The 24,186-nt window shown below is 44.3% G+C and carries 22 protein-coding genes; 8 read left to right on the forward strand and 14 right to left on the reverse strand.

What is annotated here, in order from left to right:
- Nucleotides 1–131: 131 nt before the first annotated feature.
- From VFDL14_RS04405 to VFDL14_RS04385, 5 genes are all read right to left on the reverse strand, one after another.
- Nucleotides 132–896 carry an ABC transporter ATP-binding protein gene (locus VFDL14_RS04405; protein WP_032552768.1) on the reverse strand — a complete coding sequence of 255 codons (765 nt, stop codon included), beginning with the start codon at nt 894–896 and terminating at the stop codon, nt 132–134.
- Nucleotides 897–908: 12 nt separating this feature from the next.
- Complete coding sequence (locus VFDL14_RS04400; protein ID WP_032552769.1) at nt 909–1,859, reverse strand: iron chelate uptake ABC transporter family permease subunit; 951 nt, start codon at nt 1,857–1,859, stop codon at nt 909–911.
- The gene (locus tag VFDL14_RS04395; protein WP_032552770.1) at nt 1,852–2,805 is read right to left on the reverse strand and encodes an ABC transporter permease; all 954 of its coding nucleotides are present in this window, start codon (nt 2,803–2,805) and stop codon (nt 1,852–1,854) included. The genes VFDL14_RS04400 and VFDL14_RS04395 overlap by 8 nt, the downstream gene beginning before the upstream one ends.
- Nucleotides 2,806–2,902: 97 nt before the next feature.
- Nucleotides 2,903–3,838 (reverse strand): siderophore ABC transporter substrate-binding protein, encoded by a 936-nt coding sequence (locus tag VFDL14_RS04390; RefSeq protein WP_032552771.1) that lies wholly within the window; start codon nt 3,836–3,838, stop codon nt 2,903–2,905.
- Nucleotides 3,839–4,258: 420 nt separating this feature from the next.
- Nucleotides 4,259–5,065 carry a fumarylacetoacetate hydrolase family protein gene (locus VFDL14_RS04385; protein WP_032552772.1) on the reverse strand — a complete coding sequence of 269 codons (807 nt, stop codon included), beginning with the start codon at nt 5,063–5,065 and terminating at the stop codon, nt 4,259–4,261.
- A gap of 517 nt (nt 5,066–5,582) precedes the next feature.
- Between VFDL14_RS04385 and VFDL14_RS04380 the strand changes: the two genes are divergently transcribed.
- On the forward strand, nt 5,583–5,792 hold the full coding sequence (locus VFDL14_RS04380; RefSeq protein ID WP_032552773.1) for a hypothetical protein: 210 nt from the start codon (nt 5,583–5,585) through the stop codon (nt 5,790–5,792).
- A 256-nt stretch (nt 5,793–6,048) separates the two neighbouring features.
- Here VFDL14_RS04380 and VFDL14_RS04375 read toward each other — a convergent pair whose 3' ends face one another.
- Together VFDL14_RS04375 and VFDL14_RS04370 are read right to left on the reverse strand one after the other, a co-directional pair.
- Nucleotides 6,049–8,199, reverse strand: coding sequence for a heparinase II/III domain-containing protein (locus VFDL14_RS04375; RefSeq protein WP_032552774.1), 2,151 nt, complete (start codon nt 8,197–8,199; stop codon nt 6,049–6,051).
- A 2-nt stretch (nt 8,200–8,201) separates the two neighbouring features.
- A complete protein-coding gene (locus VFDL14_RS04370) occupies nt 8,202–10,385 on the reverse strand; it encodes a heparinase II/III domain-containing protein (protein ID WP_032552775.1) in 2,184 nt (727 codons plus the stop codon).
- Nucleotides 10,386–10,717: 332 nt separating this feature from the next.
- On the opposite strand from VFDL14_RS04370, the gene VFDL14_RS04365 reads away from it, so the two are divergent.
- The 4 genes from VFDL14_RS04365 to VFDL14_RS04350 all read left to right on the forward strand — a co-directional run bounded on the left by VFDL14_RS04365 (nt 10,718) and on the right by VFDL14_RS04350 (nt 15,025).
- Nucleotides 10,718–11,053, forward strand: coding sequence for a cupin domain-containing protein (locus tag VFDL14_RS04365; RefSeq protein WP_032552776.1), 336 nt, complete (start codon nt 10,718–10,720; stop codon nt 11,051–11,053).
- A gap of 34 nt (nt 11,054–11,087) precedes the next feature.
- Nucleotides 11,088–12,026: a sugar kinase gene (locus VFDL14_RS04360; protein WP_032552777.1), complete on the forward strand. Its 939-nt coding sequence runs from the start codon at nt 11,088–11,090 to the stop codon at nt 12,024–12,026.
- 132 nt (nt 12,027–12,158) lie between these two features.
- Nucleotides 12,159–12,785: a bifunctional 4-hydroxy-2-oxoglutarate aldolase/2-dehydro-3-deoxy-phosphogluconate aldolase gene (locus VFDL14_RS04355; RefSeq protein WP_032552779.1), complete on the forward strand. Its 627-nt coding sequence runs from the start codon at nt 12,159–12,161 to the stop codon at nt 12,783–12,785.
- Nucleotides 12,786–13,264: 479 nt separating this feature from the next.
- Entirely contained in the window at nt 13,265–15,025 is a 1,761-nt protein-coding gene (locus VFDL14_RS04350; protein ID WP_032552780.1) for a sodium:solute symporter family transporter, read from the forward strand.
- Nucleotides 15,026–15,195: 170 nt separating this feature from the next.
- Here the strand turns inward: VFDL14_RS04350 and VFDL14_RS04345 are convergent, their stop codons facing one another.
- A complete protein-coding gene (locus VFDL14_RS04345) occupies nt 15,196–15,789 on the reverse strand; it encodes a hypothetical protein (RefSeq protein WP_032552781.1) in 594 nt (197 codons plus the stop codon).
- A 228-nt stretch (nt 15,790–16,017) separates the two neighbouring features.
- Here VFDL14_RS04345 and VFDL14_RS24780 point away from each other — a divergent pair, with 228 nt between their 5' ends.
- A complete protein-coding gene (locus tag VFDL14_RS24780; protein ID WP_167332356.1) occupies nt 16,018–16,179 on the forward strand; it encodes a hypothetical protein in 162 nt (53 codons plus the stop codon).
- A gap of 222 nt (nt 16,180–16,401) precedes the next feature.
- On the forward strand, nt 16,402–16,941 hold the full coding sequence (locus VFDL14_RS04340) for a DUF3332 domain-containing protein (protein ID WP_032552960.1): 540 nt from the start codon (nt 16,402–16,404) through the stop codon (nt 16,939–16,941).
- Nucleotides 16,942–17,032: 91 nt separating this feature from the next.
- Here the strand turns inward: VFDL14_RS04340 and VFDL14_RS04335 are convergent, their stop codons facing one another.
- Genes VFDL14_RS04335 through VFDL14_RS04320 form a run of 4 tightly spaced genes read right to left on the reverse strand, consistent with a single transcriptional unit; the run spans nt 17,033 to nt 20,950 of the window.
- On the reverse strand, nt 17,033–17,698 hold the full coding sequence (locus VFDL14_RS04335; protein ID WP_032552782.1) for a potassium channel family protein: 666 nt from the start codon (nt 17,696–17,698) through the stop codon (nt 17,033–17,035).
- Complete coding sequence (locus VFDL14_RS04330; protein WP_032552783.1) at nt 17,699–18,796, reverse strand: AI-2E family transporter; 1,098 nt, start codon at nt 18,794–18,796, stop codon at nt 17,699–17,701.
- A gap of 23 nt (nt 18,797–18,819) precedes the next feature.
- Nucleotides 18,820–19,839 (reverse strand): DUF2955 domain-containing protein, encoded by a 1,020-nt coding sequence (locus VFDL14_RS04325; RefSeq protein WP_032552785.1) that lies wholly within the window; start codon nt 19,837–19,839, stop codon nt 18,820–18,822.
- Nucleotides 19,829–20,950 carry an HlyD family secretion protein gene (locus VFDL14_RS04320; protein WP_032552786.1) on the reverse strand — a complete coding sequence of 374 codons (1,122 nt, stop codon included), beginning with the start codon at nt 20,948–20,950 and terminating at the stop codon, nt 19,829–19,831. Before VFDL14_RS04320 ends, VFDL14_RS04325 begins: the two co-directional genes overlap by 11 nt.
- A gap of 182 nt (nt 20,951–21,132) precedes the next feature.
- On the opposite strand from VFDL14_RS04320, the gene VFDL14_RS04315 reads away from it, so the two are divergent.
- Entirely contained in the window at nt 21,133–22,134 is a 1,002-nt protein-coding gene (locus tag VFDL14_RS04315) for an AraC family transcriptional regulator (RefSeq protein WP_032552787.1), read from the forward strand.
- 372 nt (nt 22,135–22,506) lie between these two features.
- Here VFDL14_RS04315 and VFDL14_RS04310 read toward each other — a convergent pair whose 3' ends face one another.
- Both VFDL14_RS04310 and copI read right to left on the reverse strand, forming a co-directional pair.
- Nucleotides 22,507–23,532, reverse strand: a complete 1,026-nt coding sequence (locus VFDL14_RS04310; protein WP_032552789.1) for a helix-turn-helix transcriptional regulator — start codon at nt 23,530–23,532, stop codon at nt 22,507–22,509.
- Between the two features lie 94 nt (nt 23,533–23,626).
- Complete coding sequence (gene copI / locus VFDL14_RS04305; RefSeq protein WP_032552790.1) at nt 23,627–24,169, reverse strand: copper-resistant cuproprotein CopI; 543 nt, start codon at nt 24,167–24,169, stop codon at nt 23,627–23,629.
- Between the last annotated feature and the right edge of the window lie 17 nt (nt 24,170–24,186).

The following is a 24,186-nucleotide window of genomic DNA, read 5'->3' on the forward strand; positions in this document are numbered from 1 at the left end:
CTTTGGAATGCAAACTGCTAGAAAGACTTACCTCTCAGTTATAGGCTTATAGCTATCGTGATATGCCCCCAACAAAAAGAGCGCCAGACATTGGCGCTCTTATTAATTATCAAATCATTCAATAGCTGACGTTATCGGCCTGAGTAGTACATACAGATCTTCACGCCATCGAATTCACGGATCTCAAACGGAATTTCATAGATAGACTCCATGATTTCCTTGTCGACAACCTCATCCACTTTGCCAGCTTTAATCACCTGCCCGCATTTCATCGCAACGATGTTATCCGAATAGCTCGAAGCGAAGTTGATATCGTGAATAACAATCACCACAGCTTTATTAAACTCATGAGCTAAACGGCGCAGAGTCTGCATGATTTCGACTGAGTGCTTAATATCGAGGTTGTTAAGTGGCTCATCAAGGAAAACGTAGTCCGTGTCTTGTGCGACAACCATGGCGATAAACGCCATTTGACGCTGACCACCACTCAATTGGTCGAGATACTTATCTTGGATATCGGTAATACCCAAGTGCTCTAAAGCCGTATCTACCACCTTGTGGTCATTATCTTGCATTCTACCTTGAGAATGAGGGAAACGTCCGAAGCAGACAAGTTCACGCACAGTAAAGCGCATGTTGATGTTATTCGACTGCCTCAAAACCGCAAGGTGCTTTGCAAGCTCTTTGGTATCCCACTCAGCAAGGAGTTTGTCGCCAATTAGAACTTCACCCGCATCACTATCGGTAAGGCGGCTCGCCATTGAAAGCAGCGTACTTTTACCCGCACCATTTGGGCCAATAATGGAAGTTACTTCCCCTTTCGGAAACAGTGCACTGGCGTCATCAACAACCATTGTCTTGCCATACTTCTTACTTAAACCTGTTAACTTAATCACTTCTCACTACCTTTACTGAATTCTGGTGCGTAACAACAAGAACATAAAATACAAACCGCCGACTAGGTTGATAATCACGCTGACTGTGGTCTCAAAGTTCATCACTTTTTCTACGAACCACTGCCCTGAAACCAACAGCGCGACAGCGAGCAGGCTACTCGCAACAATGAGCACTCGGTGTTGATAAGATTTAAACATCTGACGAGCCAAGCTCACGGTAATCAATCCAAAGAAGAGAACTGGGCCAACTAATGCCGTAGAAACAGCCACCATAATCGACACAATCACCAAGATGTACTGTGTTAAGCGCTTAGTATTTATACCCAAACTGGTTGCGTTATCAACGCCAAGCCACAACACGTCAAGCTTCGGAGACATCCACCATAGCGCCAGCAAACACGCGCCCAAAGGCACAATGCTTAAGTAAACCAACTCCCCTTTTACATTGTTGAAGCTCGCAAACATCACATTCTGCAATACCGCAAATTCATTCGGATCGATAAGCATTCCTAGGAAGTTCGATAAGCTACCAAAAACACTGCCGCAAACAATACCGATGAGAAGCAGCGTGAAGACATTGTTACGTTTACTTTTGAAATAGAAATGGAACAAACCAAATGAGAAGAGCACCATAATGCACACGGAAAGTGTAAAGTTCGCAACTGCATCAACTACCCAAAAACTCAGGCTCCCAAATACAAACAACAACGAGACTTGCACTAACATGTACAGGTTATCAAAGCCTAGAATGGACGGTGTCAGAATACGATTATTGGTGATCGTTTGAAAAACCAAAGAAGACGTTGAAATGGCAATCGCAGCCAACACGATTGACAAGATCTTTGGTGTACGTAACTTTAGAAAAAACTCGTAGTTATCCCAAGTAAGACCCTGTCCGATAAACACCCCGATCATCACGATGCAGACAACAGCCAATAGAGCCATTTTGATAGAATCACGCATTGGACTTGTCTCTCAAGATTAGATAAATGAAGATCAAGCCACCAAAGATGCTGATAACCATAGAGATCGGAATTTCATAAGGGAAAATAATCACCCTTGCGAGCAAGTCACACGCTAACACTAGAATCACACCCCAGTACGCAGTCCAAGGTAAGATCTTCTTCATGTTATCGCCCATCATCAGAGAAACGATGTTCGGCACAATCAAGCCGAGGAAAGGGATTACGCCAACGATCATCACAACTGACGAAGCGCAAACTGCCACCAGCGCAACGCCAATGAAGACAATTTTTTGGTAATTCAAACCGATATTGCGAGCAAAGCTTTCGCCGATGCTGGCTGCACTGAATTGACTTGCAAAAATATAAGCTAAAATACAGGCCGGTACTGCGAGGTATAAAATCTCATAAGTTCCTTGTAGTACGGTCGCAAAGTTCGCCATGGTCCACGCAGACATCGTTTGTACAAGGTCATACTTGTATGCAATGAAGGTGGTAAGAGACGAAACAACATTGCCATACATGATGCCGATCAACGGCACCAAAACCGCATTTTTAAACTTCAGATGCTGTAAGAAGCGCACCAACAGCATAGTGCCCAGAACAGCGAACGTGAAAATGAACCCTAAGTAGTGCCATTGCGCTGCGCTGCCTAAGAAAACTAAACCGACAATATAGCCAAGCATCGCACAATCAATGGTGCCCATAGTCGATGGTGCAGCAAACTTGTTCTGCACAATCTGCTGCATGATGAGACCTGAGACACTCAATCCAGCGCCAGCGAGAATAATAGCGAGCAAACGAGGAATTCGGCTTACGACATAAATAGAGTTAGCGTGGTCATTTCCGTTGAAAAAATCACTGAAGCTGATTTCAGCCACACCAATCATCAAAGAAGCAACGCATAGCACGACCAGAAAAATGGCGGCAGCAATGGGTTTAAACATAAAAAGTAATACTAAGGAAGGTTGGGACTGACCCGATACAAAATTCAAAAAGGGCCTATAAGACAGTACTTATAAGCCCGATAGCTAAGGTGACGACTTACTGTTTAACAGTGCGGTCGATGTCATTCAGCATACGTTGAGTTGCTGTTACACCGCCACCAGCTAGGTACCACGCACTAGAATCAATAAATACAATGTTGTCTAGCTTCGCCGCTGGAGTCTCTGCCACTAACGCGTTATCGAATAACTGTTTCGCGCGACCCTCTGAGCGACCAATCGCTTGTTCACGGTCAAGTACGTAAATCACTTCTGGTTTCGCATCAGCGATGTATTCGAAAGAGATAAGATTGCCGTGGCTACCTTTGATTGGTGCAACTTTTGCGCTCTTAGATTCAACAAAACCAAAGTCGTCAAAGATGATAGAGAAACGGCTACCTTTGTTGAACATAGCAATGTTGCTACCATTATTCATTAGCATCATTGCTGTCGTTTCATCTTTGGTTACTTTCTGATTTACCGCAGTAATTTGCTTTTGAGTCTTCTCAATCAGCGCTTCTACTTCAGATTGCTTCTCGAAGATATCACCTAACGTGCGCCAGTTTTTCTGCGTATCAGACCAGTACTTGTCACCTTCAACATAGAACATGATCGTTGGAGCTATTTGAGCAAGCTGGTCGTACACCTTCAGCATGCGGTTTTCAGCAATGATCAGGTCAGGCTTAAGCATGTAGATTGCTTCGAAATCTGGCTCACTCAGAGAACCAGTATTTTTCGTCGTCTTTGCGTAAGACTTTAAGTAGTCAGGCAATAACATGTGTGATGCACCCACTGGAGCCACACCGATTTGATCCAAAACATCTAAGCTACCATGGCCAAGAACAACAACACGTTGAGGTACGCCAGAGACTTCCGTAGAGCCTTTAATGTGTTCTACCGTCACTGTTTTTGCATGAGCTGTCATGAATACAGACGACGCTAAAACCAGAGTTAAACCAGTCACTAGCTTGCGAGCTGAGTTAAGTATTTTGTTCATTTCTATTCCTTTGCTGTTATGACGGTTTTCTATCAAACACACGAAAGCGATTGCCGTGTAATAAACCGTACAACTGCGAGATAACGATTATTTAAAGTATGTCATTAACTTGACAACAAATTTGTAACGCAACTGAGAATTATTATCAATTATATTCTCGCAAAATTAGGTCTACAACAACTTTGTCATTTAGAAATGTAAATATGAGTATTACAAAAGAGAATAATGCGTCTCTTGATCGTACTTTTACTCGAACGAGGCATACTTAAAGAACAGAAGCTAACTCAAAAAGAATCTGAGTCAGCTTCAATAAAACTGGCTGATTTCGGCTCAAATAACATGAAAACGAATCACACAAACAAGTTTATCTGTTGATCAGTTTACAATGTAAATTGAACCTAACTATCTGATTAATTGTGGTTAAAAATAGATCGTGTTGTTCACTTCACCTACGCCTTTGATACTTACAGAGATCATATCGCCATCTTTTAATGCTTTGGTTTTCCCTGGCGTTCCCATAAAGACCAAATCACCCGGCTTCAAAGTGAAATAGTGGCTCAAATAACTGACGACTTTCTTCGGGCTATGGATCATAAAAGTCGTGTTCTCTTGTTGGACAATGGTGCCGTTGAGCTTGGTAGTCAATTCAACATTGTTGTAATCAACCCCTCGCGATATGGTTTTGGCGATTGGTCCAAACCCGTCAGACGCTTTGGCTCTTAACCATTGAAGATCACTCCCCTGCCACGAACGTTCTGTGAGATCGTTACCGACAGTAACCCCAAAGATCCCCGCTTCCGCCTCTTCCTGATCAGCTTTATGAAGTGTTTTGCCAATCACCAATACCAACTCCCCTTCAAAGTGCACGTTGCGAGCATCAAAAGGCGCGTGCACCGGTTGTCCTGAAAGGATCAAAGAGGAAGGAAGTTTAAGAAACATGGGAGGAGGAAGATCAGGATGAGAAGCTGCGTGACTGCGGAAATTCATCCCAACTGCGAATACTTTCTCTGGTTGTGTCGGGAGCAATATCTCCACATCCGCAAGTGATATACTTTTGTCTGCCACACGATATTCTGAGAAAATATCCCCAACGATTGGAGTTATTGTGTCGCCTTTGAGCTGACCATAGCGTATCTGCTCTTGATATTCGTAACGTACAAACTGTTCGACATTAGCCCAAGCACTGACAGAACAACTTGCGGCTACAAGTGCGCCAATCCATTTCATTAAATCATCCTTAAATACTCAATCGAGTTTACTTTTTCGGTAACCTAATGATCAGTATAGAAATTACTGTAGACTTTGCTGCAGATAACAAACAATATTTATGCGAAGCGTGCACTCAACGTACTTGCATAGGAAAAACCTGAGCATTTATTTTGAAAATAATCGAAATAATGCTTGAAATATAAAAAACTAGGCGTATATTACGCCACCTGGCTCAAAACATGAGCTGTTAATGCAACATCCCAGTCCAAGTTCCCACAAAGACAGTTCGCGATACCTCGTTACACCGCCTCTGCGTCAGCTTTACTTCGATAGTCATTCAATAGCGTCATTTTTGTTCCAACACTCCAGTTAGTTTTTGCTGTAGCAAATACTCGATCGTCAATAAAACTATCTGGTTAATCTCAATATTAATGTAATAAACACAAGGCACAGTTATGTCTAGAAGAACAACACGACAAATCCATTGGTACCAACTAACTCGCGAGAAATCGCTCAATAAATTTAAAGGCCATAAATGCTCAAAATCAAAATAGACTTATTGAAAGAAAACATCTCTTGGGTCACGGAGATCCGACAATTAAACAGTGACATTTTGCATCGCCACATATTACCAAGGCTGCAACACACAAGTTATCTCATCGACTTCGAATTTGATGAAAGAGAGAGTATCGGAACCATTATCTCGAACAGTGGACAGAAGCTAGGACATTTCACAGTCCTCTAGAGCAAAATCGCTCTATCCTCCACTAGAAACATCGCCACGTTTCATTCGTAGCAGCAACACCAAGACAGACCTAGTCATTTGCATTTCACATCGCGGCTTTCCGCTAACTAGGTTGTTATTGCCAGTACTCTCACTACTATCTTTATATAGACTCTGATTTCTCTAGAGTCATAAACCATCGACTAACCCAAAAATCCGAACAAAAAAAACGGGCATCCGAAGACACCCGATTCATCGTTATTCGCTTTTTAAACAATTAAAGTTTAGCGAATGCACCTTCCCATGAGTAAGTCTCACCTGCGAACTCAACCGTATGAGTTGCTTGCTGAACATCTTCAGCTTGGTTAGAGATACCGTAGTGGTAAGTATTACCAGAGGTGGTCTGAATGCGAACAACAGTCCCGACACTGTTATGGCCCACAACAGACACAGATTCTACAAGGCCACGAGCGCCAACAGAGGCTTCGATAGACTCGTTAAAGTAACCGTGCGTTTCTAGTACAGAAGCGAACACGTGGTTTTGACCAGATTGACGCAAGATAAGTGCTGGCTCGCTCTTCAGGTTGAAGTCTGGGTCGTTCGCGCCAGTACGAGCAAAAATCACTTCACTGCCTTCGTTAGCACTTGTTACTAGGCTGTAGTAGCTGCTGTCGTGCAGCCAGCTAACCAATGAACTGCCGTTCACTTTACCTGAAGCCACGTTCCAAAGGTGTTGGTAACCGTTGTCTTCGCCAAGTGGCTTAAGCGTGCTTTCAACCTTGTAATCAAAGTCAGTACGGATGATTTGACCAGAGTGGTGAACTGGTAGGTCGTACTGGTGCTCAGCATCTGCTTCAATGCGGTACACATCAATCACTAGCGGTTTCTCAAACTCAGGAAGCTCAGCAAGAATCACACTGCGCTGCATATCAACACCTGTGTAGTATTCAGAGATTGTGCCGCTCATGCCTTGTAGAGACTGATCGTCTGCCACAAAGAAGTGCTTCTGACCAAACTTAGATTCAGCCAGGGCCGTGTCGAAGTTGTTTTGAGTTTTTTGGTCAACTGTTACTGTATTGTGTGCCACAGTCTGCTTGCAGTAAGACTTGTTCTCCGGGATGTAACGACCGCCAAATTTAGGCTCAACGTTTACCCAGCGACCAAAGCCGTAGTCGTGCAGTACTTCATGACCGCGGTTGAATACGCTTAGGTGTAGACCGTCGTAGTGACCGTGATCTAATGCAGAGTGATACTGGTGGTCTGAACCGTGTTGACCAAACCAGATCAACGCCATTGTGTCGTCATCTTGCTCATCACGGTGACGAAGGATGCTCACGCCGCCTTTCTCACCTTCAGGGCCGTCAGTCACGAACAGGCTGCCCCAGTTGAATGGCTTGATTTCGTCAGCCGCTTCAACCGCGTTTGATAGTGTTTTGCCTGAGATATGAACCCATACATCTTGCTGGTGATCAGCCATGCCTAGTAGCGTTTCAGTTTGCTCGTAGCGGTGGTAACACACAGATGTCGCCATGATCACGCCTTCATCGTTGATAGAAATCGTCTTCGATGAATCGTTCAGTGCTGGTAGCGTACCGTCTGGGAATGCCGTCTTAAATACCGCGTAAGACGTTGTCTTGATAACTGAATCGTTGAATTCGTAAATACCAAGCTCAGGTTGACGACGCTCGATTGCCTCTGCGAACAAGTAGATTGGGCGCAGTGAGAAACGGTGGTAATACGGACCTTCCATGTAGTAGCCGTCTGGCGAGAACAGTTGGTCTAGCTGTGCTAGGAAACCACCGCTCACTTTGTCTAGCTTAAGGCCGTAAAGCGCTTTATCTACCGATTCTTGATCGTTGATTGCGTAGCCACAGATACCTACCGCTGCTACTGCCCACAGACCGTGGTTGTGTACGATGTCGAAGTCATGGCCGTATGTTACAACGAACAACTCGATCATCTGCTTGAATAGGTCGTTTTCAATCAGCGTTTTTTCATCTTCAGAAATCGTGTGGTAAACACAGCTGTATGCGCATGAAGCGTATAGCATCCACATGTTTTCATTCAGTGTTTGGTGGAAAATCTTACCCGGTGGGTTTGAATCACGGCTAGTGTTGCTCTCTAGCGATGGGTACACCTTCGCGTAAGCCGTTAGCATATCTACGATGTAATCACGGTATTTTGTCTCTTCTGTGATAAGGAATAGACGACCCGCTAGATCCATATGGATGTAGTTCTGCTTATGACGGTTATGTTCGTAGCCGCCGCCCTCGCCGTGCCCCGGAACTTCGATACCCACTTCTGCCATGTAAGCGTCAGTTTGGTTGATGTCGCGAGTGAGTGCTTTTCCTAATAGGCTATCCTTGCCAAGTTCTTTACGAAGCTCTGCCGCTTCTTCAAAGTTCAGTAAAAGTGGTTGATAGCTCATTCTTATTTCTCCTGACCAGCTGAAGTTGAGTCAATTAGGTTCTCTTCTAGAGAGTAGAAACCTGTCCAGCTGTACGTTTTGCCATTTAATTCGACTTTGTGTTCAGTAGCATCAGTCGCACCCAGTTGGTTGCTGATCATTACTGTGACACGAGATGTATTCGTTTCAATTTCAACAACAGAACCGATGTTGTTGTGCGCCAGTACCTTGATGTCTTGTACTTGGCCACGAGCGTTCACTGATTGCTCAAACTCTTCGTTGAAGTAACCGTGCGTCTCAAGAACTGAAGCAAACAATGTTGTTTCGCCTTTGCTACGCAGAATAAACGCAGGCTCAGAACGCAGGTTGAAGCTTGGGTCATTCGCACCAGAGCGAGTAAAGATAACTTCACCGTTGTCGTTCGAGCTTGTACCTAACCATGTGTAGTAGGTGTTGTTTTGTAGCCAGCTCACTAATGCCGTCTCGTTCGCTTCACCGCTTGCTACATTCCATAGGTGCTGGTAACCGAAGTCGCTGCCTAGCGTGTGTAACTCTTTGTTTGTTTGGTAATCGAAGTTAGTACGAACAATCTGACCTTCATACTGATGAGAGTAGTCGTATTGGTGTTCGCCTTTCTCTGAATCTAGGCGGTACAGGTCTAATAGTAGCGGAGATTCCAGACCTTCAAGATTTAGCATGAACACACTGCGTTGCATGTCAAAACCTTCGTAGTGATCGTTCGCGAATGCACTCATACCATTGATTTTTTGGTCTTCTACTTTGAAGAAGTGAGGCAAGCCGTGAACAGAGTCTGCGCGCTCAACATCAAAGTTGTTCTGACATTTCTCATCAATCGTTACCGCATTGTGAGCGATAGTTTGACGTGCGTAAGACTTGTTTTCGTCTAGATAACGACCACCGAATTTTGGCTCAACGTTCACCCAACGACAGAAGCCGTATTCACGCAGCACTTCTTGACCACGATTGAAGAAGGTAATACCTAGTGTATCGAAGTTGCCGTGACCCATGCCGTGTTGGCCGTAGTTCATCACTAGCTGAGACACATCGCCTTTGCTGTCTTGCATACGGATGAAGCCTTGAGCACCGTTATGGCCCTCTGGGCCTTCGTTCAATTCAACACTTGGCCAGAAAGGCATACCGATCTCTTTCTCAGCAGTTGCTGCTTCGTATGCCTTTGAAAGCTCTAGTCCACAAGCATGCATCCATACTGCGTCTTGAATCTTCGCCATACCAAGGATGTTTTCATCAACCTTGCCATCCACTGCGTAGTGCTTGCTGTAAACACTCACCGCAACTTGAACACCCATGTCAGTGATGCCCATAGTGCGAGACGCATCGTTCAGTGCTGGGAATTCACCATTAGGGTAAGCCGTTGAAAGCATCGCTTGTACTGTGTTACCAATCACGCCGTCTTTGTAGTTGTAGATGTCTACTTCTGGCATATGACGGTGAATCACCTCTGCGAAAACACACGTTGGGCGAATCGCGTAACGGTGGTAATAAGGACCTTCCATGTAGTAGCCAGAAGGTGCAAACAGTTGAGAGATTTGCGCTAGGAAACCGCCTGTGTCGTTACGATCAAGACCGTATACCGACATCTCCAGGTACTCGCGTTTACCCAGTGCTAGGCCACAAATACCGACAGCTGCTACAGCCCAGATACCATGGTTATGGATGCGGTCGAAGTCGTGTGCGTACTTCACCGTGAACATCTCAAGCATAGGTTCGAAGATACGAGATTCGATATTGTCGCGTTGTTCTTGTGTCAAAGTAGACTTAACGCACGAATACGCCAAACTGGTGAACATTAACCAGCAATGTTCGTTTAGAATTTGGTGGAAAAGACGACCCGTTGGGTTTGTGTTCTTTTGAACATGGAAATCGAACGTCAGGTACTTGTCTGCGTATACTTCCAATAGTTCAGTAACGAAATCAGCGTACTTCTGCTCTTTAGTGATAAGGAATAAACGGCCAGCTAGGTTCATGTATGTGTAGTTTTGTTTGTGACGGTTGTGCTCGTAACCACCAGCCTCGCCATGCCCTGGCACGTCAATAGGCAAGCGCATGAAGGCTTCCAGCTCTTTTTGATTCGCTGCGATCGTCTTACCCATTAAACTTGAACGGCCAACTTCTAAATGAAGTGCTTCAATTTCCGCGTCCGTTAGTAGTATTGGTTGTGTAGTCATGTTCTTTATCACCCTCGATGAAGAGTTTCTATATTTGAATTTCAATCTAATTCTTAAGCTCCACATAAAGTAATACAATATGAGCTTTAATCCCACCAATTCATCGCTAAATGATGAGCAGAATCACATAAATCTCGCTAACCCCTTGATCTAAAAAGCCAATGACAATTATCAGAGTTGTGTTAAGTCTTTGATTTTACGACACAATAAAAAGTAGCACTTGATCAATATCACACATTTCTGGATATATTGTATTACAATTAAACCTAATCACTTATGATGGATACAACTTAATGAACACATAAAAAATTTACACGCTTTGGAGAGACACAATGAACGCATTCTTTATCAATAACGAGCAACCTTGGGAAGAATTGGGCGGCGGTATTAAGCGTAAGATCGTGGCGTACACTGACGATCTAATGGCTGTACACCTATCTTTTGACAAAGGCGCGATTGGTCATCCTCATACTCACGAAATTCATGATCAAATTGGTTATGTGGTTCGCGGTAGCTTTGAAGCTGAAATCGAAGGCGAGAAAAAAGTTCTAAAAGAAGGTGACGCGTACTTTGCACGTAAGCACATGATGCACGGTGCAGTTGCTCTTGAGCAAGACAGCATTCTTCTTGATATCTTCAACCCAGCTCGCGAAGACTTCCTAAAATAATATATAGCGCAACCTCAGTTGCTAAGGTAAGCACATGAAATCATTTAATATCGCGGTCATTGGCGAATGTATGGTTGAGCTACAGAAAAAAGATGATGGGCTTAAGCAAACATTTGGTGGTGATACACTTAATACGGCTTTGTACCTGTCTCGCTTAACCCAAGAGCACAACATCAAAACAAGCTATGTAACCGCATTAGGCAATGATCCGTTCAGCCTAGATATGCTGGATAAGTGGAATGCAGAAGGCATCGACACTAGCTTGGTAAAGCAAATCGATGACAAGCAACCTGGCCTCTACTACATTGAAACTGATGAAACGGGCGAGCGTAGCTTCCACTACTGGCGCAATGATGCAGCAGCAAAATACTTGCTTGATGGTGACGATGCATCATTAGTGCTAGACAAACTGTTCTCGTACGATGCACTTTACCTAAGTGGTATCACATTAGCGATTCTGACAGAGAAAGGTCGCACTGCCCTACTGGCGTTCTTGGAAGAGTACAAGAAACAAGGTGGCCAAGTTATTTTTGACAATAACTTCCGACCTAAGCTTTGGAAAAGCCAAGACGAAGCGCAATCTTGGTATTTGCAACTACTCAAATTCACTGACATCGCACTACTGACCTTTGACGATGAGCAAGAGCTTTATAGTGACACATGCATTGAACAATGTATTGAGCGCACGACAAAAAGCGGTGTTAAAGAGATCATCATTAAACGTGGTAGCAAAGACTGCCTAGTGGTTGAAGCGGATGCCGCGCATTATGTGGCGCCAAACCCGGTAGACAAGGTTATTGATACCACTGCCGCAGGCGACTCATTCAGTGCAGGTTTCCTAGCGAAGCGATTCTGTGGTGGTAATGCCCGTGATGCTGCGTTTGCAGGCCACTGTGTCGCTGGCGCAGTGATTCAACACCAAGGTGCAATTATTCCTAAAGAAGCAATGCCAACACTGTCTCTCTCTTCTTAATCTGATGTAAGCATGACGTCATTATCTGCGTCATGCTATGCTCAATAAAAATAGTAGACGAGACGAACCAATAGATTTTAAAGCGCTGATAATTCGTTAATTATCAGTCAATTTAGACGTGAGATATTATCCATGACGACATTAAATGAACAACTGGCTAACCTGAAAGTTATCCCTGTAATCGCAATCAACCGTGCAGAAGACGCTATCCCTCTAGGTAAAGCGCTTGTTGAAAACGGCATGCCATGTGCGGAAATCACACTACGTACTGAATGTGCAATCGAAGCGATTCGCATCATGCGTAAAGAGTTCCCAGATATGCTAATTGGTTCTGGTACGGTACTGACTAACGAGCAAGTGGACGCATCTATCGAAGCGGGCGTGGACTTCATCGTGAGCCCAGGCTTTAACCCACGCACTGTTCAATACTGTATCGACAAAGGCGTTGCTATCGTTCCTGGTGTAAACAACCCAAGCCTAGTTGAGCAAGCAATGGAAATGGGCCTACGCACACTTAAGTTCTTCCCTGCTGAGCCTTCAGGCGGCACAAGCATGCTTAAAGCACTGACAGCCGTGTACCCAGTAAAATTCATGCCAACTGGTGGCGTAAGTTTAAAGAACGTTGATGAATACCTGTCTATCCCTTCTGTTCTTGCATGTGGTGGTACGTGGATGGTTCCAACAAAACTTATCGACGAAGGTAAGTGGGACGAGCTAGGTGCTCTCGTACGTGATGCAGTGAATCACGTCGCAAAATAATTCATCTAGCGACAGATGATGTTGAAAGCGAGCCTCTTGGCTCGCTTTTTTCGTTTAAGCTGCTTTTGCGATAGATTCGGACTTCAATAGTATGATGATAATGACGCAAAGATGAGTAAGACGCTCATCGTTAGCCCAATCTTAGAACCGCCTATACTTACTGTTTTAGGAAGAGTTCTGGAAACAAAAATAGATGCTAGTTATTTCGTCTAAACAACAGAGTCACACCCTTAGCATCTAACCTCCTGATTTTAAAAGGAGTTAATAGTATTACAAATAGTTACATTTAAAAGCAATTAATGTTACGGATTAGATTTTAAAAAGTGCTTTAAAGCCCCATATGTCATAGCTTTGTCAGAATTTTCATATATCAAAAAGCTCTTGGTTTGGATCACAATAAAAGCATATTGTAGTACAAATATACCTGTAAAAGAGTAATCTAGGAGTCAGTTAATGATCACACTTAAAAGGCTGAAAAAATGACTATTGATACTCTTGTTGTTCTTGCCTACTTCTTCTTTCTTGTAGCCATTGGTTGGATGTTCCGTAAGTTCACAACGTCGACAAGTGATTACTTTAGAGGGGGCGGCAAAATGTTGTGGTGGATGGTTGGTGCAACCGCCTTCATGACACAGTTTTCAGCATGGACGTTTACAGGTGCCGCAGGACGCGCGTTCAGCGACGGTTTCGTCGTTGTAATCCTATTCTTAGCCAATGCATTTGGCTACTTCATGAACTACATCTATTTTGCTCCAAAATTCCGCCAGCTTCGTGTTGTAACAGCAATCGAAGCAATTCGTCAGCGTTTTGGTAAAACTTCAGAGCAGTTTTTCACTTGGGCTGGTATGCCTGACAGCTTGATTTCAGCGGGTATCTGGTTGAACGGTCTTGCAATTTTCGTTGCTGCTGTATTCAACATTCCAATGGAAGCAACCATCGTTGTAACAGGTCTAGTACTCATGTTGATGGCGGTAACCGGTGGTTCTTGGGCCGTTGTTGCATCTGACTTCATGCAAATGCTTGTTATCATGGCTGTGACGATTACTTGTGCAGTTGCGGCATACTTCCACGGTGGCGGTCTAGGCAACATCGTTGCAAACTTCGATGGCGACTTCATGGTTGGTAACAACCTGAACTACATGAGCATCTTCATCCTTTGGGTTGTATTCATCTTCATCAAACAATTCGGTGTAATGAACAACAGCATCAACGCTTACCGCTACCTGTGTGCAAAAGACAGTGAAAATGCGCGTAAAGCGGCTGGCCTTGCATGTGTACTAATGATTGTTGGTCCACTGATTTGGTTCTTACCTGCTTGGTACGTAAGTGCATTCATGCCTGACTTCGCAGAACAATACGGTTCAGTGGGTGCAGACGCTGCTTACCTAGCATTCGTACAAAACGTAATGCCAGCAGGTATGGTTGGTCTTCTAATGTCAGCAATGTTCGCAGCTACCATGTCTTCTATGGACTCTGGTCTAAACCGTAACGCAGGTATCTTCGTGATGAACTTCTACAGCCCAATTGTTCGCCCACAAGCGACACAGAAAGAGCTGGTTGTAGTAAGTAAAGCAACGACAGTAATGATGGGCTTCATCATCATCGGTATTGGCTTGTTCATCAACTCACTGCGTCACCTAAGCCTGTTCGATATCGTACTAAACGTTGGTGCATTGATTGGCTTCCCAATGCTTATCCCTGTACTTCTAGGTATGTGGGTTCGTAAGACTCCAGACTGGGCTGGTTGGGCAACACTGATTGTTGGTGGTTTCGTTTCTTACATCTTCGGTATCTCTCTACAAGCTGAAGACGTACAGAACTGGTTTAACCTAGAGCACGCACTAACAGGTCGCGAATGGTCTGACTTGAAAGTAGCACTGAGCTTGGCAGCACACGTTGTGTTCACTGGTGGCTTCTTCCTAGCAACAACACTGGTTTACAAGGGTCGTACACCGGAGCGTGAAGCGGAAGTTGAGAAGCTATTCGAGAACTGGAACACACCAGTAGTGGCCGAGTCTCAAGAGCAGCAAAACCTAGACACAAAACAGCGTTCAATGCTTGGTAAGCTAATCTGTACTGCGGGTTTCGGTATCCTAGCGATGGCACTGATTCCAAACGAGATTACAGGTCGAGCACTGTTCCTACTATGTGGTTCGATTGTACTGTCAGTCGGTGTCCTACTGGTTAACGCCTCTCGAGGTGGTGTAAAAAAGCTCGATGAACCAGCGGCAATGAAATAGCATTATTCCTAGGTAAACATTACCTTGAAATCAAAACGCCCAAGCAGAGATGCTTGGGCGTTTTTTATAGTTCCTTTACGATGAAGAGAGCTTGTTTGCTATAAAAAGAGTTTCTTAGCTATGGAGAAAGTTTCTTTGCCACGAAGTGACAGACATTTATGTTCAGAGCTCTAATCCGTCAATGCCTTCGCTCTGAGCGTTTGGTCTAGCTCGTATAGGTGTTCAGCAGCTTCCATATGTTGAGGATAATCCGCAAATTTCTCGCGCTGCTCTGGCGTCATCTTACAAGTTTCATCTACTAGCATTAGCGTCCAATACAACTTAGTGGTGCGTAACATCGCCAGTAACGGCTTCAGCACCTCTTTTTCATATACTTGAATTAGCTGTTCAATCCACTCGTCCCGTTCGTCTTCGGTTGAAATAGCACCTTCAATCGCTGCAATAACGTTTAGGTACTTTGGGTTGGTCTTGAGCTTGTCCATAACAGACTCTGTCTCTTTAGCTAGCTCTTCAAGCTCTAGCCTTATTGCAGCGATCCAACTCGCTTGGGTAAGTGCGTCAGCGTCAATTGTCTCAAAATCAGACTTGATGCGACGCTCAACATTCTTTTGCGCTTGCTTAACGACAGAACGGACTTTTTGAAAAGGAAGTTGGTACTCCTTACCTAGCTCAGTGATCAATGTGTGAAAACCACCATTTGGTAAATGCAGGTTCTCTTTAAATGTCGCCAAAGCCGCCTCTTGTTCAGGTGTAAGGTTACTCATTCTCTGTCCTTTTAATCTCTTCTAACTCTCAACGGACTGCCGAGCATAACATCATTCACTCTTGCTGTAGGAACGAGTCCCTCTTATGAGCCCAAATATCTCTTTAAGTGACGAGATAATAGGCACTCGTGGCATTAAATGGTAAATCCTGAACTTCTGAATTCTGTACATTACGTACACAAGGGTTGTATCGCAGACAGGAGTCTCCCAACTAAATAAGAGAACACCATGACATACTCAGACTACAAAGAATCCGACCTACACAAATGCGTTATCGTTACGGGCGAGTTACTCACATCGACAGCCAAGTTTGCTATCAAAGCCAGCACCACTCTATTTAAGTGTTTTCGTTGGGTCGCTATTAAGGCTTATCGATATGTCATGAAATAGACTTTAACGCGTTAAGCACCCCAACCAAAATTTCAAAAAGCGCTACCTAATAAAAGGTAGCGCTTTTTCGTTTTTCACATTTCAGGTTAACAGTCTCATAGAACCTAAAGCGATGAAAGTTTATCCAATCGGTGGCGTTAAATGGTAAAACTCATCAAAACAAATCGTCGATACTACACCTGTTCCAACGAAACAGACTTATTAAATAATACAGGTACTAAGATGAAAAAGATGGCACTAAAGATTGTAGGACTCACGGTTTTAGCTTCGGCGCTAACGGGTTGTATCGGTAGTAATGCTGTCACAGGGAAAGTGATGAAATTCAACGTAGAAGTTGTAGATAACCGCTACGCTCGAGCAGGCGTGAACTTCTTACTTGCCCCCGTCTACGGTATCACTACCGCCGCCGACTACGTGGTGTTCAACTCACTAGAGTTCTGGACTGGCAAAAACCCTATCAGTGGCGCGCCACACGTCTTTGATACGGAAGCAGACACACACTTCAAAGTGAATGATGAACTCGACCCAAGCCTGAAAGAAGCTCCGGTTGCACCCCTGTCTAACAATCGCACCATCGAAACAGGCGAAATGATTCAGATTGATGAAAACACTATCCAGATAGATATCGTGTACAACACAGGCGAAAGTGCAACCTTAACGGGTATTAGAGAGGGTGAAGAAGTCAGTTACTACATGAATGGTGAGCTTGTTTCTCAAACGACCATTAGCGAGCTAGAGGCCCTAAAGAACGGTAACGCATAAACCGGTTTAAACGTTTAATTAGACATTAATAGAAAGGCCGTTGAGAGTCACATCACTCTCAACGGCCTTTCTCGTTTATTTCCAGTGCTAGCTAATTTTGGCTATCTTGCCCTTGATTCAATCGAATGCTCACCAAGCTGGCCACCATGATAGCAAGATAGAAGCTTCCGATGATTGATTCCATAAATACGAAGAACTGAGCAACGGGAAGTACCGGAGAAATATCGCCATAACCCACCGTCGTAAGCGTAATAAAGCTAAAGTACATCGCGTTAAATAAATTACTCAGCCACTCTCGCTCTTCTAACCCGTTAAACGCGTTGGGGAGAACCTCCAAGATCAACAGATAGATGGTTGCCCAAGCCAAACCGATTAAAAGGTAGATACAGATGGAGCCAATAATGTGGTTCTTAGTAACATTAGATGCCTGCATCACCTGTTTAAGTGCCGAGTAAATATGAGAGAACAGAAACGCCGCGAGTGCTAATAGAGTGACAATAGAGAGGTTATAATCCTCAAAGAATGAGAATACCCCAGATACCCCTGCCGTGAGCAAAAGTAAGCCATACCATGAACGATACAGTGCTCGCTCTTGATGTATCCCTGCAATAGAAACCGCCAATGTCATGATTATCAGGAACAAAATTGTCTTTTGCCCTTGAGGGTAGAACTGCTGCATTACCGCACAACCGAAGAACAGCACTAGCAAGGCAAAAAACAGAAAGTAAAAATTGTCATCCTTCGACACTGACTTCATCTAACTCGCCTCTTTTTCTTTCTGGTCTTGTTGGTCAACCTGTTTATCTTGATCTAAGTTGAGCCAGACCATCATCAGCTCATAAGTTAAGCTCAGTACCACTGCCCCTACAAACAAGCCAACAATACCTGACATCGCCATTCCCCCTAGTGCACCGAGAAGGATAACCAGCATAGGAATGTGAGAGCCACGGCTTAATAGAACAGGCTTTAGAATCGCGTCGCTGCCACTCACTAGCAAACACCAGATTAAAAACAAGCTGGCCGCGAGTGTCGACTCAACACTGAACATGTAGATAATCGCAGGGAGTAGCGCCAGAATCGGTGGTAGTTGGATAATCGCAACTAACAGCACCGCTAACGCCCAGAAAGCAGCGGCAGGAACACCAGCAATCACTAAACCAATTGCAGACATCACTGACTGAATCAAAGCAACCCCAATTACCCCCTGAACCACGCTGCGCACCGTCACCTTGGATAGTTTCACTAACTCTTCGCCACGGCCACCCGTCAGCCGCGCGACCAAATGCGTTAAGCCGATTTGGCACTTATCGGCATTATTCATAAATACACCCGCAATGATGGTAGAGATAATAAACTGAACAAAACCTCCCCCTAGCGAGCCCAGAATAGATGCAGCTTTTGCAGCGAACTGTTTTATCTCATCCGCATATTTAACAAAGGCGCCTTCAATGTTGGTTGATGCGTACACCAACGCACCATAGATCTTCTCCCCCACAAGAGGGATTTCTTGCAGAGACTGTTTAGGCTTAGGGACGGATAATGTGCCATCTTGCAGGCCAGCCATTAGGTCAGATGCACTGGTATAGATTCCTGAGGACAACGCGATAAGAGGGATCAGAAGCAGCAACACACCAACAAAACTCAACAAACCACTGGCTTTGCCTTTGGACATTCCGGTCTTATTTGAGATAGCAAACGCCACTGGATAAAGCGCTGTCGCTATAATCGCTCCCCACACCACCAGCAGAATAAAGGGACGTAGAATTGAGAAACACCAATACACAAGGATCGCTACAGCGGCAATTTTGATCGCAGCATCAATCGCTTGTTTAGAAAAGTCGTCAGTTAACTTCATAAAACATCCTTGTTCATTAAAAATTAAGGCTGGTTTTGCAGAAACTTCCAATTCCGAGTCTCAAGGAACAGGGAAGCTAAAATCATATAAACACCGATCATCACCAATTGAACAATGCGTATCAGTGTGTTGCTATCAATGTCACCTGAGCTCATCAAGGTACTGCCAATAAGAACAAGTAAGGTACTAAACGCCGTCGCAAATATCGGGGCTTTCTCTGGCACGGTATAGATTTTCCGAGCCATAAAGATCGCTACTAAACCAATAAACAGCGAGTAAAAAACAATATTAGGCACGATGGCAAGAATAGAGAACGCCGCAATAGCCAGCAGCCCGCCGATGCCATTACTGATCACCAAGAAGGCGCTCAGTTTCACTGACTTCTCTGCCGTGATCATCAAAGAGAGAAGCGCAATAAACATCATAGTCAACAATGCTTCAGAGATTTGAAAAATGAAGAAGAAACAAACCACTGGATAAGAGATGATCATCGCTCTAAACGCAGCATACCAACGCTGTTGGCGATCAAGAGGCGGTGCCGCAAAGCCTGAGAAGTCGGATTCTGGTTCAGGGAAATAGATATGAACCAACGCAAAGATCAGCACCGATACCACACCAGACGTCGCTAATCCTGATGCTAAAAGTACAGAAACTCCCGGATTAGATATCGCCATAAACGGCAGCATCAGTACGGCGATCAGCAAAATGGTCGCGAATAAATTCCACTTGGGGTCGACAAACAAGTAGTAACCCCAAAGCATCATCAAACCAACCAACACCAACAACGGGACCGGGTACTGGGTAATCCCTCTTGAGAGCAACAAGCCCAATACCATGGTTGCGACCAATGCAAGTAGAAGCTCGTAAACCGTCTCTTTATGTAGATTTGGCTTATCAATCAAGAACTTTGCAGTAAACACAGGCGCAACGAATGCCAAGGGCCAATTGATCCAGGCGGCAATAAAAACCGATATGGTTACGCCCACTGTGAAACGCAAAATTCGTCGCTGTACCTGTTCATCTAGGATGACGTTATCTGACATAAGAAAGCACGCTGATGAAACGAATCCAGAGTTTGCCAATCGCATTAAAGATGAAGTTATCACCGCTGTAGACAATCACATCCGCTTGGCCGCCCACTCGAAGTAAACCCAACACATCATCTCGTTCAAACTCGATGGTGATAGGTAACATCTGAGTTTGTCGTAACCAGCCTGTCTGCTGATTCGCTTGAGCGAGCTTACCCGCTTGATCGTTTTGCCCCCAATCAACACCCCAGTCGATGCTCGTCACTTTTCCTTTAATGACCTTGCCCGGCGCAAAGTCTAAAGCCACTTCGACTTCATCTCCGACCGTGACATTGCCCAAGCTGTTTTCACGATAATACGCTTCTATCCAGATATCCTGAGTTGAAACAAAGGTCATGATTGGCTGACCAGAAGAGGCATAGAAACCCTCGGACAAACTGAAATTTGAAACACCACCTTGGGTTGGTGCCGTGATAACGGTTCTCTCTAGATTGAGTTGTGCTTGCTCAAGCGCTAATAAGGCCGCTTTAACTTGGCTATTCTCTTCACCCTCTTTACCCATCTGTTGCTTGGCGCGCTCTAAATCCGCCTCTGCATTGGATACCGCTGCACGCGCTGTGGCAACCGCTGCTCGTGCCTTATCTGCATCCGACTTAGACACAACGCCTTTGTCCGCCATTGCCAGTACGCGTTTCGCTTGTAGATCTGTATTCTGTCTTTCGACAATCGCTGAAGTCAGTTTGGCCTGTGCAGAAGCAATATTGGCGGTTTGAGCACCCACGTTCTGTCCAGCAATTTCTAGGTTTTGCTCTGCTTGCGCCACAGCAATCCGATAATCAGAATCATCCAATACTGCTAGCACGTCACCCTGCTCCACCAATTGGTTGGGTTGAACTCGGATATCCAGGACTTTGCCAGAGACTTCTGGTTTTATGGGAACGATGTAACCTTTAACGCGGGCGTTGTCAGTAATTGGAATCACACGATCTGAGATAACACTAAAAATCAGCATCGCAGCAACAGACAACAACAAATAGTTGGTCACCTTCCTGACTTTATCTTTTTTATTTACTTGAGGTGTGGATTCACTGTTTGCAGATGATTCCGACTCTTTAGTTTCAGACATACCACTCCCTTTCATCTAGGTAACATCAACAAAATTAATACTTTAAAAATAAGCGTACTCGTGGAAAACTCAAGAAATTGCAGTTAAATTTATCTGATGGCACTCTGTAACTGATAGATGCGTCTAATTTAATGCCAATACACGCATGTCTATTGAAAAAACACACAAAGGATTGTTTCGTGATGGCAGAAACCAAGTATCAAGTTCCTGTAATACAAACCAATTATGCAAAGATCTTGGTGCAGATGTTTAGCGACTATGGACTCGACTTGCATCAATTGCTGAAAGACTCTGGTCTTCCTCCCGATCTAATCCAGTCCGACAGTGATTTTGTGCCCTCAGAGTCCATTAAACGCTTGATTTACCTAACTTCTGCTCAACTTGGGGTTTCAAAGTTTACTGATCTGCTTGGGCTAGCATTTCGACGCCGCATCATCCCACATGTCTTGCATCAGTTTGTCGATTACCAAACCATTGGCGACGCGCTTCAACACATCAATCAAATTTTCTCTAACGACTCGCCAGGGAGCCGCGTTTCTTTAGTCCAAGAACATGGCCAAGTTTGGTTCTGCCGTCAGGCACCGGACGATGATTCAACGATGTTTCAATGGGGCGAGGCTTTTGCCATCATCTACATCATTGAACTCATTACGATTCTCTCCAACAGTCAGTGGCAGCCCAATAAAATCCGACTTCAAGGTAGAGAAACAGACGTCATCAGTACTATCACTACTAGCCGTTGCCAACTCTTTATAGAACAAGGCATGACAGCGGTGATGATCCCCAGTGATATCTTGATATTGCCGATTCAGCTTACCAGTAAAGACCTTAGCCCCAAGCCTGCCCTTGTGGAATGGCACACCAGCTTTACTGATAGTATCTACGAGCTACTTAAGCCGTATATGAAAGAGCAAGATCTATCGATCGAAGATGCCGCTCAATTGCTTAACTTTTCGGTGCGAACTTTCCAGAGAAAACTCAAGCAAGAGAACACCTCTTTTCGCAAAATAAAAGAGAATCTAATGTTTTCGGTAGCATGTGAACTGATGGAAGAAGGCCATACGCTAACCTACATTTCCAGCCAACTTGGCTACACCAATATTTCGCACTTTTCGAGAGCCTTTAAACGTGTATCAGGGCTAACGCCTAAAATTTACCAACGGTCTATTTCATCTACTCGATAGAAGAACTAAACCGTTGAGTGCATTGGGCTATTGTGACTATTTTTCACAATGACTTTTACCATTTCACGCCACACTCGAACTTAAATGTCGGGTAACAAGGAGATTCACTATTCCAATCAGAGGGTTAAAGTTGGGAATCGAGCACCTCGCAAAGCGAGCTGTAAAAAACTCGCAAGATCGATTGCCCCATAAAGCTCCGCAACATCTTGTACTCGATAGTGAATGATCATGGCCAGTCCTCCGTCGTTGATAGGATTTCAAATAATGAATGAAATTCCATCTTGGCGGATTCCCATACCACTTACTTACCATTTTATGCCACCGATTTAAGATAAGACTGCGGTAAACGCCGATAAAGACAGACTGTGCCTTCTAGACCTTGCGCTCTTTACGATACTGCTTAGGTGTCATCTTCATTTGACGTTTAAAGGCGCGAGTGAAGTGTGAAGAGTCTGAGTAACCCATTTTGGCGCCGATATCTGTAATTGATAAATCAGAGTGCTCAAGTAAAAATAGTGTCTGCTCTAGCACCATCTCTTCTATCAAGGCTTTGTAAATCACTCCCTCTTTTTCCAAACGGCGTTGGATTGTCCTCACGTTGATGTTGAGGATCTCAGAGGCAAGACTAATCGGCAGTTTACCCATAGACAAATAGGGCTTAATCGCTAACTGAAACGAGCTAACAAATGAGTGAACGCCACTGATTTGCTTAATGGGTTGTTGAAAATTCTCAGCCTTCATACTCAAATTGCGAGCTAAGACGATAGGCGATTGCATAAGTGAGTCAGGAATTTCAAATGCCGTGACCGGACGACCAATAAAAAACTGAGCCTCTGCCATCTCAGGTAGTGATTGGAAATACTCTAAATCACTGCTTTGGATCCCTACCTCAGTTGCACGCCACTTACCTTGAGTCAGACTCAGAAGTAACTCATTAATGAATATGACCGAGAATAACTCTGACAGTTTAAACCATGGCGCGTCGGAAAGAGGTTTTTCGCGCACCAACCACCATTTCCCGCCAGACTGCTTAGTGTAAATAATGGCCCCCGTGGAACGAGCTTTAAGCAACTCAGCGAACTCATCTAAAACGGCTTTCAGCGAAGTCCGTTCAGATAATTGAGCTAAAAACTTAGGGACATAAACTTGCTTACAGAAACTCCATAACAAGAGCGTTAATTCTTCTCTGGATGCAGACTGCTCCATCAACTCAAGCACGTTCTTAAATGCGGTTTCAGGAAGGTGCTGATAGTCCCGTTCATGAGTAAAAATATCGTTAGGGATCTTCGCTTCCCGCAGTAAGAAATAAATGTCTTGGTCAAACTGCTGCAGCAGTTCAACAAACCACTCCACATCATCGGCATTGACGATGGCAATCGAATTACTCTGCTCCGCCATTAATGGGTCCTTTCACAATGGGTTCTATATTATTCTAATCAAAAAAAGGGCCGCTATATGCGACCCAATCCATTTCTGCCTGACGAATCTCAATTTATAGCTTAATTGATTTCGTCATGCCGGCTTCAGCGTGCCCTTTAAAGTTACACGCGAATTCAACGTTATTGTCACCGTGGAAGTGCCACATAAACTGACGGGCCTTTTTGGGTTCTACGACTATAGAGTTCTTGGTGTCATGTTCCATGCCCGCCATTGCTGCCATCATTTTGCGGTGACTCTCTAGTTCTTCTTTGCTACCAATCGAGAATTCATGAGGCTCATTGCCTGCATTCATTACCACAAACTGCACCACATCATTTGCCTCGATCTTAACTTCTTTCTTGAAAGTAATGGTTTTGTCGTCATTGAGGATCACATGAACCACTTTGTCTGGTTTAGCGCCATTAGCTGGCATCCCTACACTAGATGTACGTTGCATTCCCATCATATTCGAGTGATCCATAGTGGAATGGTCCATCATTTCATGATTCATCGAGCTGTGATCCATCTTTCCATGGTCCATTTTAGGGTGGTCCATCTGTGCAAAAGAAGAAGAAGTGAATAGAGCTAGACTCAAAGCGATAGTTGTCTTTTTCATAATAATTCCTAATGTTG

Origin of the sequence: Vibrio fortis, from assembly GCF_000695685.1 — a bacterium.
Taxonomy (GTDB): domain Bacteria; phylum Pseudomonadota; class Gammaproteobacteria; order Enterobacterales; family Vibrionaceae; genus Vibrio; species Vibrio fortis_A.